The sequence below is a fragment of the Cupriavidus sp. 05N39 genome, from assembly GCF_056397325.1.
This window is the reverse complement of sequence record NZ_JBFTNE010000136.1, coordinates 1-13,087: the sequence shown is the minus strand read 5'-3', so window position 1 is coordinate 13,087 and position 13,087 is coordinate 1. Positions and strand designations below refer to the sequence as shown.

The following is a 13,087-nucleotide window of genomic DNA, read 5'->3' as shown; positions in this document are numbered from 1 at the left end:
CTGAATCGAGGAATCGTCTGTGAGTGTCGCCGTTGAAGCCCTGTTTACTTCCGCGTTGGGTCTGCAAGCTCCGTGGATGGTATCCAAAGTTGACCTCGATACAAGCAGACGCCGGATCGATTTCGAAGTGTCCTGCGACGCGAAGAAGTTGCCGTGTCCAGCCTGTGGGGTGAGCGGACAAGGCATCCATGATCGGGTCAGACGTGACTGGCGTCATCTCGATTTTTTCCAGCACGAGGCGTGGCTGCACGCCGACGTGCCGCGGGTCGATTGCAGTACCTGCGGCAAGACCACTGCGGTGGATGTTCCGTGGGCGCGGCCGGGCAGCGGCTTCACCCTGCTGTTCGAGGCGCTGGGCCTGTCGCTATGCCAATCCCTGCCGGTCGCGCAGGCGGCCTCCCTGTTGCGAGTGAACGCCAGGCGGCTATGGCGCCGGATCGAACACTATGTCGGGACGGCGCGCGCCAGGGAAACGATGGACGGGGTCAAGGTTATCGGCATCGACGAGACCAGTATCAGACGCGGCCATGATTACGTCACGGTGGTACATGACCTGGAAGCGAAACGCCTGCTGTTCATGGCCGAGGGCAGCGACCACAAGACCGTCACCGAATTCAAGGCCGACCTGGTCACGCACGGCGGCAATCCTGACGAGATCAGGCACGCCTGCATGGATATGGGGGCAGCTTATATCAAGGGCGTCACCGAAGCCTTGCCGCACGCGCAGATCAGCTTCGACCGGTTCCACGTGATCGCCCTGGCCAACGAGGCGATGGACGAGGTGCGGCGTGAAGAGATGCGAGAACAGCCGGACGTCGTGCGGGCTGCGCTGGGGACGCAGCGCAAGACGATCAAAGGCTTGATGTGGGGCATGCGTCGGGATCACGCTGACTGGAACAAGGATCAAATCAATACGATGCACCGGTTGCAGCGCTCGAACCTGAAGAGCGCACGCGCCTGGCGCCTGAAGGAGGGGTTGCGTACGACCTACAGCGTGGCCGTGAAGAGTAACTGTCCGCAGAAAGCCAAGGAGATGCTCAAGGGCTGGATCTCATGGGCGAAGCGTTGTCGGCTTGAGCCGTTCAAGCGGCTGGCCACGACCCTCAAGGAGCGCCTGCCTGGCGTCGTGCGCGGCATGCTCGACGGCCGCAGCAATGCCTATGTCGAGGCGATGAATGGCATGCTCCAACAAACCAAGCGGGCCGCGCGCGGATTTCGAACCGTGAAGAACTTCGTGGCCATCGCCTACCTCCGTATGTCCAGGCTAAAACATTTGCCGCAAAACCCCTTGTGTCCCGCCGCGTCGCGTGATCAAGGGATTAAACGCTATCGCGCCGGCCGTCAAGTTCCACTCAAATCGGCATAGAGCCTCAATTATTTACTGGCCGCCTCGCATATTGCTACAGCGTTAGAACTTATGCCTCATTCCAAAACCCGTGCTTATCCCCCCACCACTGTTGCTAAGCTTGTCGTAAAGGACGTTCGCATAGAGATCGCTCCGCTTCGATAGTGGATACAAGTAGCCGATCGCATAGTCCCGACGCTTGAAATCCGCCTGACCTTCGGGGCGAATATTGGTCTGCACAACCGATGCCATGATCTTTCCGTTAAAGATTGGGTAGGTCGCACCAATCTGAAACGAATCCGTGCTTCGTTTGGTACCGCCGCTTGTCCGCGTACCCACATACTCGAGGAATCCCTTGACAACCCCGAAGTCGTATGCTGTGCCGAGTGTAAAGGCGTCTTGTGCCCAGCTCCCAATAGGCAAGCCCGGACCGGTTTTTACACGTTGAAATGCTGCGGTTGCCGTAAACTTTCCTCGGTCGACGTAGAGCATGGCGCCAAAATTGTTGGTTGAATTTGTGCCGGCCGCCTCACCAAGCGAATATAGAAAGCGCCCCGACAATCCACCAAAATCCGGCGTGTAGTATCCAACGGCATTGTTCCAACCCGAATCACCCGCAACGTAGCGTCCGAAGGTCTGCACCCAGAGCGGATTCTGTAATGGAGAGAACTTGGTTGATGATCCGTAGGGGTCGAACTGAGTTGTGGCGAGGAAGAAAGGGTTCCTGAGCCGACCGAGCCTGACCTCACCAATGTTGGCTTTCTCCAGGCCAACATAGGCATTGCGTGACAACATGGTGTCCGTGGGACTGCGACCACTCGCTCCGGTATCCGTCAGAAAGTAGCCTTCCAGCCGAAAATTTGCCATCAGTCCGTCGCCCAGGTCCTCCGTGCCTGTCAATCCCCAGAACGAAGTTGTCATACCCCCGCTCTCGACTCCAATCGTGCTCTTGGCGGCACCGCTAGGCTTCGTTGAACCGACATATGCATCTACGATTCCGTAGAGTTCAACACAATTCGCCGCACACGATGCTAAAAACAGCGATACACCGACACAGCCGGACGCAACGCGCGCCAGCACGGCAGGTTTATTCATCATGCCTCCAATCCTTTGCGGTATTTCGAGAAGGCGCACGTCTCCCATTTCCTAAGCCACTTAACGTGGCCGGACGGTTGAAAGCGGCACCAATTATTCAGAGGGAAAGTCTGTCGTAATGTCTTTTTTGAAGCGGTTGCAATGCCGAGGCAGGTTGCCCTGAAGCCAAGTCACCGAGACCGAGGCGGGATCGCGCCACTTGGTATTCAAGCGCGAGGCACGCGATGAGAGACGCAGCCGCGCCGGCCTCTCGAACAGCGCCGATACCCTGTCCGGCGCCCCAGATGTCTTTCCAAGCCTTGGGCTTGCTCTCGCCGCTAACGAAGCTCATCGCGCGCCCCCCGGAAGCCGGGAGGTTATCGGGATCTAGCCCGGCATTGCGAATCGAACGCTTCAGGTATGGGGTCACGCTTTCACACCCGCTGTTCGTGCGATCCGTCCCCAGCGATCTAGGCCGGTGTGGATCTCCCGAACAAGGTCTTCGGGTGTACTTGTCCAGATTTCGAACTGCTGCTCGTTGGCCGTCTTGCTGACGCGCGGCGAGCGCAACGCTTCGGTCAGCGCGGCATACAGACGCGAACGAATGTCCTCGGGCAGCCTGGGAGGCGCCGCCACGGCGAACCACAGGTCGGCTCCCACCTCGTTGAATCCGCCAAAGCCCGCCTCGGCCATCGTCGGTATCGTGGGCAAGAAGGACCACCGCTTGGCAGTCGTGACCGCCAGCTGACGTACGCGCCCCGCAGTCACGGCCGGCTGTGAGTTCGTGGGCATGTCGAACATGAAGGTGATGTCACCTGCCATCAACGCGGCCAGCGCCAGTCCGTTGCCGCGGAACGGGACGTGCACCAGCGGCACACCCGCGACTCGGCTCAGGATTTCACCCGAGAGGTGATTGGATGCGCCAATGCCAGCCGAACCATAGGAGACGGTCTGCACCTTCGCCCGGGCGACAAGATCGGAAACCGTTCGTATCCCGCTCTGTGAATTGACGATCAACTGATTGGCATACCGGCACGCCAAAGTCAGCGGCGTGAAGTCCGATAGTGGGTCGAACGATAGCTTCGGGTAGATGTGTGGATTGATCGTATGAGTGCCGGTGCTGATTAGTCCGATCGTGTAGCCATCAGCAGCTGCTCGCGCGATTCGAGCGCAGCCGATATTGCCTCCGGAGCCGCCAAGGTTCTCGACGATCACGGGTTGCCGAAGAATCTCCGAGACGACGGCAGCAATCGGCCGAGTGAACACATCGGAGGGCCCGCCCGCAGCGTATGGCACGATCCAGCGAATGGGTCTTGAAGGCAATGTGTCAGCAGCTCGCACGACACCGAGTCCYGCGCCCAGCGCGGCGGCGGTTCCGCCCAGTATCAGGCGCCGACGCGTCGCGGCCGGAATGCTGGAAGTCGAACGTTTCATGTCTTGTCTCCTGGTTCAATCGGTAGCGCCGTTTGTCGCCCAGTCCTGCGAGTCAACGCCGGCTCGGATCCACTATCCAGCTAGGCGGGCGGAACTCCGACCGTCATTCCTCCGCACACGTAGAGCGTCTGTCCGGTGACAAAGCCGTTGCGCCCATCAAGAAAGAACGAGGCAGCCTGAGAGACGTCTTCCGGCTCTCCCATCCGGCGAACCGGTATCGCATCGACGATCGCCTGCGTTCGGGGAGCTCCGGGCGGATTCGCGGCCTCGAACAGCGCAGTTCGAATCGGACCGGGGCCGATAGCGTTGACTGTGATGCCGTGCTGCCCCAGCTCAAGGGCCCAAACCCGGGTCATCCCAATGAGGCCGGCCTTTGTGGCCGCGTACGCGCTGCGCATCTCCTTGCCCAACGCGGCACGGGAAGAAATGTTGACCACCCTCCCGAATCCGGCTTCCCGCATACCAGGTAGAACTGCCTGCATGCATTGAAGGGCGCAGCGAAGGTTGAGTGCGACTGCGAGGTCCAAATCTACCAAGGTTTGGTCTGCGATTGATGCAGGACGTACGACCCCGACGTTGTTGACCAGCCGAGTGATCGGACCGCCCTCCAGCGCTAGCTTCAACGCCTCGGCGGTCGCATCATCATCCGCGAGATCCACATCGATCAATCCGCCGGCGCGATCCAGAACGATCGTCTCGTAACCCTGCGCCTGGCACGCAGCCGTGATCGCCGCGCCAATACCTGCCCCCCCACCGGTGATCAGTACCCGGTCGCGAGTGACCAAACCCTTCTTCATCACAGCTCCTTCTTCGCTGCTTGCGGACTACGCTGGACTCAGTTGTGCAGCACTACGGCATCGACCGCGCGACAGCCGTCACCGACCGCACCGACCAGGATCGGATTGATATCGACGCTCTGAACGTCGGTGGATCCCGCGATCAGTCGTCCAACCGACATCACTGCGTCAACGTAGGCCTCGACATCAAGAGCGGGTTCGTCTCTCACTCCACCCAACAGGGGAGCGATACGAAGACGCTGTAGTCGCTCGATAACCTCGGCTCGTCCAAACGGAACCAATAGAAGTTGGTTGTCCGGCATGACTTCGACGTACTTGCCACCATCTCCGATAACGACAACCGGACCGAAAACCGGGTCCCTGTGAGCACCGATCATCATCTCGCGCCCACCTTTTCGCATCGCGGCAACGATGACGCCTTCAAAGGGCAGACCAAGATCGGCGAGTGTCTGTTGCAGCTTGCCGAAGGCTTCCGCGATTTCCGTCTGCGAACGCAACCCCAATCGCACCAAACCCAGCTCGCTCTTGTGAGCGACCTTGCTGGAACAACCTTTGACGACAACCGCGTCCCCCGCTTCGGCGAACGCCGCCAAAGCCTCCTGCACGGTCATGCACAGTCGGTGCCATACAACCGGTACCCCCATCTCCGCGATGCGCGCAAGACTCTGTGCCTCGTTCGCCATCAGGGGCTCACGGCGCTCAGTCATGACGGGGACGGGATCGAGGTACGCACCAGCACGTCGATGGCGCGCTAACTCCAAACGCTCGTGGTGGCGCGTGAATCGGTCGAGCGCCGATACCGCACTGCTTTCCGAGGAGAAAACCGGTACGTCGCGTTCACGGAACAAGGCCGCCACGTCCGGTTGCGGCGTGGCTGCCACAACCGGCTTTCCGGTGCTGGCTTCCAAACGCGCCGCCGCATCCGCGTAGCCTTCGACGTCGTAGCCTGCTCCGGCGACCGGAAATGCAACGAGAAATGCGTCAGCATTTGGATCCCGCGCGATGACGTCGAGAGCCTTGCTGAAGAGGCTGCTATCCGTGAGCAGAGCACCCGTGATATCGACCGGATTGGTAACGTTCGCGAAGGTTGGAAGAATGGCCGCGAGGGACTGTCGAGTTGAAGGGTCGAAGCTGGCCATCTGCATCCCATGCATGCTGGCTGCGTCCGCAGCAAGCACCCCTGCCGCTCCAGAATTGCTCACCGTCACGATGCTCCGGCCACCCACCTTCCAGCGCTTCAGGTACATCTCAGCGGCATCGACCAGTTGCTCCATTGTGTGCGCACGCCAGACGCCATGTTGCTCAAAGAAACTGTCGACCACACGGTCTTCGCTTGCTAGCGCACCGGTGTGCGATAGCGCGGCGGCTTTACCGGCGGCCGTACGCCCGGACTTCAGCGCGAGCACGGGCAGACGACGCTCCTGAGCGATTCGTCCGAGCTTTTGAAGCTGGTGCGGGTCGGGCATGCCCTCGAGATACAGGAGCATCAGTCGGACCTGCTCATCCTCGGCGACCGCCGTCGCCAACTCGGCGATCGTGACATCCGCGTCGTTGCCTGTTGCGTGGGCGTGCCGGATGCCCAGCCCCCGGCGCCGAAGCAGCCCGTACGGCGCCATCCCCAGCGTCCCACTCTGGCTGAGGATCGCTATGTGTCCGTCAGCGGGCGGACACTCTTTGATCATCGTCGAAAATGTGGCTAGAGCCCCATTGCTGAAGTTTGCAAGCCCCTGACAATTCGGCCCGATCAGCCGCATGCCCGCCGCGCGAGCGGTGTCGACCATCGAGCGCTCGGCAGTCTTTCCCTCAACGGAGTGACCCTCGCCAAAGCCAGAACTCATGACGATTCCGATCCCTGTTCCGATGCGGGCGCACTTCTGCACCGCTTCAATCGCCTCGTTCCGCGGTACCGCGATGATTGCGAGATCCGGAGCCTCCGGCAGTTCCTCGATCGAGGGCCACGCCTTCAAGCCCTGGACGCTTGAGCGGGTGGGATTGATAGGGTAGATGCGCCCTTTGAAGCCAAAGCGCTGCAGGTAGTCAACCGGTCGACCACCGATCTTGTCCGGATTCTGTGAAGCACCCACGATCGCAATGGAACGTGGCGCCAACGCGGCCTGAAGCGAAGTCGTCATGGGAAGTCTCCTCGAGTTATTTGCCTTCGGCAGAGTCGGCGGCCACAAAATAGGGAAGCTCCCGCGCCCCGAAAGATCGAAACGAAGCGCGGACGCGCTCACCGATGCGCAGMGAGACATCGCCATGAGCCGTCATGCGAAACCCCTCTTGGGGCAAATCAGACTACACGAAGTCTGATCGAGCGAGGCTTGTCTTACGCAGAACTCGTACCAATGAGTTTGTTAGTCTACTGTACAGTAGGAAAATGTCAAGCTCTTCCTTGTTGCGATTTGTGCCTCTCTGAACTGTTCTTCGCCAACCCTGTGCAGCGATCGCGTGGGTGCCCTGCCTCCCCGATATTCAAGCCAGATCTGCTTAGGCTCGCACTCGAGGCTCATTGTTGGCACGCGAATGTTCGGTACGCTGGACCCGGAGGCCTCATTCTGGAGCAGCAGCGTGAGCGTGCGATACGGGCGAGTGAATGTCTCGAACTCACCGACAAAGAGCTGATATGCCTCTATATGAACGCCTCCCGTTTGCGAGGCTTTTGTGCGCTCTGACCTGACTAGGTTGGGTTGCGGCTTTGTATTCGGCCTGGTTGCAGCCCTGATAGGCTGCGGGCCCCGATGAAATTCGCTGACTCGCACCTGATTTCCCGTAAGAGCTCGAAGCTCTTTGTCATATACAGGTTTAGCAAGTCACGGTCCGACCTGATTAGTCATCACACTCAATCGCCAACGCAACCGCTTCAACATGTCCCTCCCGATGCAGACGGTTAATGTGTTCTGCTCGGCGCACGCCGTTCATGTGTGACCACGTCCCAACAAGCACGGTCCAGTCAATTTGGGATCTGATTAGGCATTGGCCCCGGGGTGCCGGCGTTAGTCGGTTTTCTCGAAGAACCCTCGAAACGTTGGCGCCATAAGCTGGATCTCGAGGCGGACGTCAAGGTCCTAGCATTCACACAATTAGCAAAAATCATTCAGGTATTGCCAAATTGGCGATCAGCCGACTCACGCAGATTCCATGATCTCGATGCTGAACGCCTTCATCCACACTGCGGATTCAACCGCTCAACGCAGCGCTGTACGGAGGTACCGCACTGCAGGTGAAAACTGTTTACGGTGCGCGCACACGAGGTTCAGCGGCCCCGATTCGCCCGGCTGCTCTGGTAGAAGCAGCTCCAAGCGAGCTTGCTCAATATCGGCACAAACACCTATCAACGCCTTGTAGGCGATGCCACGACCATCGATTGCCCAGCGCCGGGCAATCGATGGTCGTCCCTATGATTTGCGTGCGGCCAATGCGGGCACCGACATGGCCAACCGCATGGCGCGCATGGGTGCCGCAGGCCAATGGCCAGGTTCGTCCGGGGCCGTTGATGGACGTGTCCCACATCGCCAGTTCGTTGCTGCACATGGCCAACCTGCCGCGCGACGCCAACGTGCAGTTCATGACCGTGATGGCGACGAAGATGCTCGTTCGTCGGTCGCGGCTGACCAGCGGCCAACGACCGAAGTATCAGTGCGCCGGCCGGCCCGTGTGGCCAGCCATGAATGTGGCGGCGTCGGCCGCCGTCATGCCGCGCTCGTCGCGCGCTTCCGGGTCGGCGCCGTGCTCCTTGAGCAATTCGACGATTTCCGCGCGCTGGAACATCGCTGCGACCATTAGCGCAGTGCGGCCGTCGGGCGAAGCGCCCTCGACGTCCGCGCCGTGTTCCAGCAGGATTTCGATTACGTCCCGGTAGCCTTTGTAGGCAGCCCCGGCAATCGGCGTCTGCCCCATCGAATTGCGCGTGTCGGGTGACGCGCCGGCTGCCAGCATCATGCGCAGCGCGTCGGCATGGCCGTGATAGGCGGCCAGCATCACCAGGCTGTCGCCTTTCTCGTTGCGCAGGTTCGGCCGCATACCGCGTTTGATCAGCGCCGCCAGCGCGGCCGCGTCGCCATTGCGCGCCAGGTCGAAAACCTGGCCCAGCGCGGCGATCATGCGGGCTTCTTCATCGGCGGTCATGGTGGATGTCTGGGTCTGGTCCGTCTTGTGTTCTCGTCTTGCTTTCCTGGCTTTCGTGGTTCTCGCAGGGAGGGCGGGGTGCACCCGCCCTCCGCCCCGGCCTCTCCCGCAAGCGGGAGAGGCAACCAAAGACTTATTTGGCTTCGATCTTCTCGATGGCTGCCGCAACACCAGCGCCGTAGGCCGGATCGGCCTGCGTGCAGTGGTCGATATGGCGCTGCTGCACGGGCTTCGACACGCCCTTGATCGCACGGGCCGTGTTGTCGAACAGCGTCTGCTGCTGGGCCGGCGACATCAGGCGGAACAGGTCGCCTGCCTGCGAGAAGTAATCGTCGTCGACACGGTGGTTCCAGTGGTCGGCGGCGCCTTCGACTGACAGCGGAGGCTCACGGAAGTCCGGCTGCTCGGCCCACTCGCCACGGGTGTTCGGCTCGTAGCCGATGGTGCCGCCCGCGTTGCCGTCGGTGCGGCCGCGGCCGTCGCGGTGATAGCTGTTGACGTACTTCGCGGCCTTCGGCGAGTTCACCGGAATCAGGTGGTGGTTCACGCCCAGGCGATAGCGCTCGGCGTCGCCATACGAAAACAGGCGGCCTTGCAGCATCTTGTCCGGCGAGAAACCGACGCCCGGCACGATCGTCGACGGCGCGAACGCGGCCTGCTCCACCTCGGCGAAATGGTTTTCCGGATTGCGGTTCAGTTCCATCACGCCCACTTCGATCAACGGGTAGTCCTTCTTCGACCAGACCTTGGTCAGGTCGAACGGGTTGTAGCGATACTTGCCGGCGTCGGCCTCGGGCATGATCTGCACGAACAGCTTCCAGCGCGGGAACTCGCCGCGCTCGATGGCTTCGTACAGGTCGCGCTGGTGGTACTCGCGGTCCTGTCCGGTAACCTCGGCCGCCTCGGCGTCGGACAGGTTCTGGATGCCCTGCTGGGTCACAAAGTGGAACTTCACCCAGTGGCGTTGCATGTCCTTGCTGATGAAGCTGTAGGTGTGGCTGCCGAAGCCGTGCATATGACGCCAGCTCCGCGGAATGCCGCGATCGCTCATGACGATGGTGACCTGGTGGAAGGCCTCGGGCAGGCTGGTCCAGAAGTCCCAGTTGGTCTCGGCGCTGCGCATGCCCGTGCGCGGGTCGCGCTTCACGGCGTGGTTCAGGTCGGGGAACTTGAGCGGATCGCGCAGGAAGAAGACCGGCGTGTTGTTGCCCACCAGGTCCCAGTTGCCTTCCTCGGTATAGAACTTGATGGCGAAGCCGCGAATATCGCGTTCGGCATCGGCTGCGCCGCGTTCGCCGGCCACCGACGAGAAACGCAGGAACAGGTCGGTTTTCTTGCCGACTTCCGAGAACAGGTTGACACGCGTGTACTTGGTGATGTCATGCGTGACGGTGAACGTGCCATAGGCGCCCGAGCCCTTGGCGTGCATGCGGCGTTCGGGAATGACTTCGCGGTCGAAGTGGGCAAGCTTTTCCAGGAACCAGACATCCTGCAGCAGGGCCGGACCGCGCGGGCCGGCAGTCTGGATGTTGTTGTTGTCGACGACGGGCGCGCCGAAAGCGGTCGTGAGCTTTTTCATTGGATTCCTTGATGCAGACGGCAGGCCTCGCGGGCCTTGCCTGGACGTTTTTGGGTTTTCCCAACAGGCTGCCACCAATGGCGCGATACGCCGGGGGAAGATGTTGAAGTATCGCAGGTGCAACTTGACGGTTCGTATCAGTTCTCTGAATAGTGAATTAATTGCCTTGGATAATGAGACTCACGTCATCTTTTCTTGACACGAATGAATCGATTGGATGCAACCTACAACGTGGCTCCCAGAGCCTCGCGAACATGCCATTTTTGTCAATTTCGCGCAAAGGCGCAGGAGGTAAGTACCGACCGTCTCGAGCGCGCTTTTGAGGCGCCAACCATGCTCAGAAACTGCATCAATACGTCGCACATTGGGGAGCGAAAGAGACTATCGCTCTCTCTTCGAGCCTATCTGGCACGCAATTTTCACAAAAAAATGGATAGGAAATGTCTTTACAATCGGAACCGCGCTTGTGACCGGCGGATCTTCGGGTATCGGCGCAGTCTATGCTGACCATTTAGCAGCCGCGGTTGTGACTTGATTCTTGTCGCGCGTAACGAGGTACGTCTTTTGGCACAAACAGAGAAGCTCTCGAACAAGTACGGTATCGCCGTAAATGTCTGCGGCGCGTTGAAGCCCGCCTGACTAGCGACGATCGAATTACATGCTTGTTTAAAACGTACGACACTTTCGTCTGTCGACCCCCTTGCAATAGGGGCGACAGTCTGTCGACCCCCTTGCAATAGGGGCGACTATCGGTCTCTAACGCCCCCCATACCCCAATTTCCTTTTGCGACTGCCCACAGTATGAAGGTACCGTAAACGAGCATTGCGAGAGCACCAAAGGAAAAATACTGTTGCAAGCTTGCGCCTTGAGACAACGCAAAGCCGCCAACACCGGCGAACAGGGTGAGGCGTAGCGCTCCGGCCACGAGTGGCCATTTGAGTCGACCGGCGCCCTGAGATGCAAAGTAAAGGGAAAAGCCCAGGGCAAAGCAGCCGTAGAACGGACCTACCATCTGAAGATAGGCGACGCCCGCTTCCAGCAAATGTTCATCTCCTCCAAAGAGCCRCAACCATGCGGAAGGCCGAAAGGCTGCAACTAGGCCAATTAGTTCGGCTAATGAAAAGGCAATAAATCCACCGATAAGTGCGATACGCCGCGCGCGGTCGATCTGACCTGCGCCAATGTTGGCTCCCACAAGCGCAACCATAGGCGCTCCAAAGCCGAAAGCTATTGGGATCAGCAGATACTCTAGCCTCGCACCCGTTGCGTAGCCTGCTAGAGCTGCAGTGCCACCGTGCCCACCAACCTGGGCCGTCGTAATCGCAATCAATGCATTTGTAAGTACCGGATTTATGCATGCCAATGCGCCAACGACCAAAATGCTACGTATCGGTAACCAATGCACTGCGCCTCCCACTAGCTGAGCGGCACAACGCCCCGAGAGGCAGAACCACCCCAATATCGCGGTGCCCGCTGCGTAATAAAGCACCAAAGCCCACGCTCCGCCCGCTACTCCTAATTGGGGAATCGGACCCCAACCAAATATGAGGCAAGGAGACAMTGGCACTAGAGCGACTGCTCCTCCACAGATCACCATCCCAGGGAATGACATATTCCCCGTCCCCCGAATAACACTGGCGAGTGCGTTCATCGCCCACATCAGCGGCAGTCCTGCGAACAGCACACGACCATAAGTACAAGCCGCATCCAACGCCGCCCCCTTTGCGCCGATAAGCGAGAATAGTGACCTCTGGAACGTCAAAAGCATGGCGGCAAATGCTACGCCAATAAGAACGTTGATGGCTAGGGCGTGCCGCGGAATCTGATTTATCAAGGTCTGGTTTCCGGCCCCAAGAGCCCGAGCCACGGCTGCTGATATCCCACCGCCCATGGCCCCCTGCGACATGTTGCCCATTAGCATTAGTACTGGTATGACAACAGCGACACCTGCCAGTACATCCGTGCCAAGTTTCGCAAGAAACCATGTCTCAATCAGCCCAGTTGACGCTTGGGCCAACATCATGAGCATGTTTGGCACGCTCATGCGAAGAACCGTTGGAACAATCGGTGCCTCCAGCATCGACCGTAGGCGTGGATTGGAGGCGCGCAGCGGCGCCGATCCAGAGGTAGTCATCTTGTTAAGCCTTTCGCCTTACGAGGCGGGACACTCTCTAGGGTCTGTTCACAATTTAACCAATGGTCCGAAGGCACAAGCAAGCGATGCAAAGACGAGATAGCTGTCAGCTCGCTTGTCATACCGAGTGGAGACACGGCGAAAATGCTTTATGCGGTTGAAAAAGCGTTCGACCAGATTGCGAGTGCGATACAGGGCGCGGCTATAGCGTCGCTTGCTGATCCGGTTCGAGCGTGGCGGAATGACGGCCTTGCTTCCTGCGGTTCGAATCGACTGCACGAAAGCGTTGGCGTCGTAGCCCTTGTCCGGGACCGCTTGCGCGCGCAGGCCTTCGATTGTGTGACACAGATCTTCTCCTGCGCGTGGTCACTGGCACTCCGGGCCGGGGCGCCAGGCTTCTCGTTAAACCGGGATGGGGTTATCGGCGATGTGTTGGTTGAAGTCGTGAACCAGCTGATGCTCGCCGAGTCCCGGGTTATCGCGCATGGCGCGAATGGACTCGACAAACACCTCATGCTCTTCGGTCGCGAGGCCGCGCATGGTTTCTTCGATAAACGCGTCCAAGGGCATGGCCGATAAACGCGTCCAAGGGCATGGC

8 protein-coding genes and 5 pseudogenes are annotated in these 13,087 nt (G+C 59.7%); 3 read left to right on the top strand and 10 right to left on the bottom strand.

Features of this window, described 5'->3' with window-relative positions; genetic code table 11:
- The first annotated feature begins 19 nt into the window (after positions 1–19).
- Positions 20–1,366, top strand: coding sequence for an ISL3 family transposase (locus AC1DN0_RS36720; RefSeq protein WP_477104404.1), 1,347 nt, complete (start codon positions 20–22; stop codon positions 1,364–1,366).
- 42 nt (positions 1,367–1,408) lie between these two features.
- Here AC1DN0_RS36720 and AC1DN0_RS36715 read toward each other — a convergent pair whose 3' ends face one another.
- The 5 genes and pseudogenes from AC1DN0_RS36715 to AC1DN0_RS36695 all read right to left on the bottom strand — a co-directional run.
- Positions 1,409–2,443 (bottom strand): porin, encoded by a 1,035-nt coding sequence (locus AC1DN0_RS36715; protein WP_477104403.1) that lies wholly within the window; start codon positions 2,441–2,443, stop codon positions 1,409–1,411.
- Between the two features lie 402 nt (positions 2,444–2,845).
- Positions 2,846–3,853: a Bug family tripartite tricarboxylate transporter substrate binding protein gene (locus AC1DN0_RS36710; RefSeq protein WP_477104402.1), complete on the bottom strand. Its 1,008-nt coding sequence runs from the start codon at positions 3,851–3,853 to the stop codon at positions 2,846–2,848.
- Positions 3,854–3,933: 80 nt separating this feature from the next.
- Positions 3,934–4,650, bottom strand: coding sequence for an SDR family oxidoreductase (locus AC1DN0_RS36705; protein WP_477104401.1), 717 nt, complete (start codon positions 4,648–4,650; stop codon positions 3,934–3,936).
- Between the two features lie 38 nt (positions 4,651–4,688).
- A complete protein-coding gene (locus tag AC1DN0_RS36700) occupies positions 4,689–6,782 on the bottom strand; it encodes an acetate--CoA ligase family protein (protein ID WP_477104400.1) in 2,094 nt (697 codons plus the stop codon).
- Between the two features lie 1,053 nt (positions 6,783–7,835).
- Positions 7,836–8,033, bottom strand: a pseudogene (locus AC1DN0_RS36695) (LysR family transcriptional regulator); the annotation flags it as partial.
- On the opposite strand from AC1DN0_RS36695, the pseudogene AC1DN0_RS36690 reads away from it, so the two are divergent.
- A pseudogene (locus AC1DN0_RS36690) lies at positions 8,029–8,261 on the top strand (3-oxoacyl-ACP reductase); the annotation flags it as partial. The pseudogenes AC1DN0_RS36695 and AC1DN0_RS36690 sit on opposite strands and share 5 nt — an antisense overlap.
- 22 nt (positions 8,262–8,283) lie before the next feature.
- Here the strand turns inward: AC1DN0_RS36690 and AC1DN0_RS36685 are convergent.
- Together AC1DN0_RS36685 and AC1DN0_RS36680 are read right to left on the bottom strand one after the other, a co-directional pair.
- Positions 8,284–8,751, bottom strand: a complete 468-nt coding sequence (locus AC1DN0_RS36685) for an ankyrin repeat domain-containing protein (RefSeq protein ID WP_477104399.1) — start codon at positions 8,749–8,751, stop codon at positions 8,284–8,286.
- A 157-nt stretch (positions 8,752–8,908) separates the two neighbouring features.
- Entirely contained in the window at positions 8,909–10,354 is a 1,446-nt protein-coding gene (locus AC1DN0_RS36680; RefSeq protein ID WP_477104398.1) for a catalase, read from the bottom strand.
- A gap of 433 nt (positions 10,355–10,787) precedes the next feature.
- Here AC1DN0_RS36680 and AC1DN0_RS36675 point away from each other — a divergent pair.
- Positions 10,788–10,978: pseudogene (locus tag AC1DN0_RS36675) on the top strand (SDR family NAD(P)-dependent oxidoreductase); the annotation flags it as partial.
- Between the two features lie 122 nt (positions 10,979–11,100).
- Here the strand turns inward: AC1DN0_RS36675 and AC1DN0_RS36670 are convergent.
- From AC1DN0_RS36670 to AC1DN0_RS36660, 3 genes and pseudogenes are all read right to left on the bottom strand, one after another.
- A complete protein-coding gene (locus AC1DN0_RS36670) occupies positions 11,101–12,489 on the bottom strand; it encodes an MATE family efflux transporter (protein WP_477146430.1) in 1,389 nt (462 codons plus the stop codon).
- 48 nt (positions 12,490–12,537) lie between these two features.
- Positions 12,538–12,825: pseudogene (locus AC1DN0_RS36665) on the bottom strand (transposase); the annotation flags it as partial.
- A gap of 66 nt (positions 12,826–12,891) precedes the next feature.
- Positions 12,892–13,087, bottom strand: a pseudogene (locus AC1DN0_RS36660) (hypothetical protein); the annotation flags it as partial.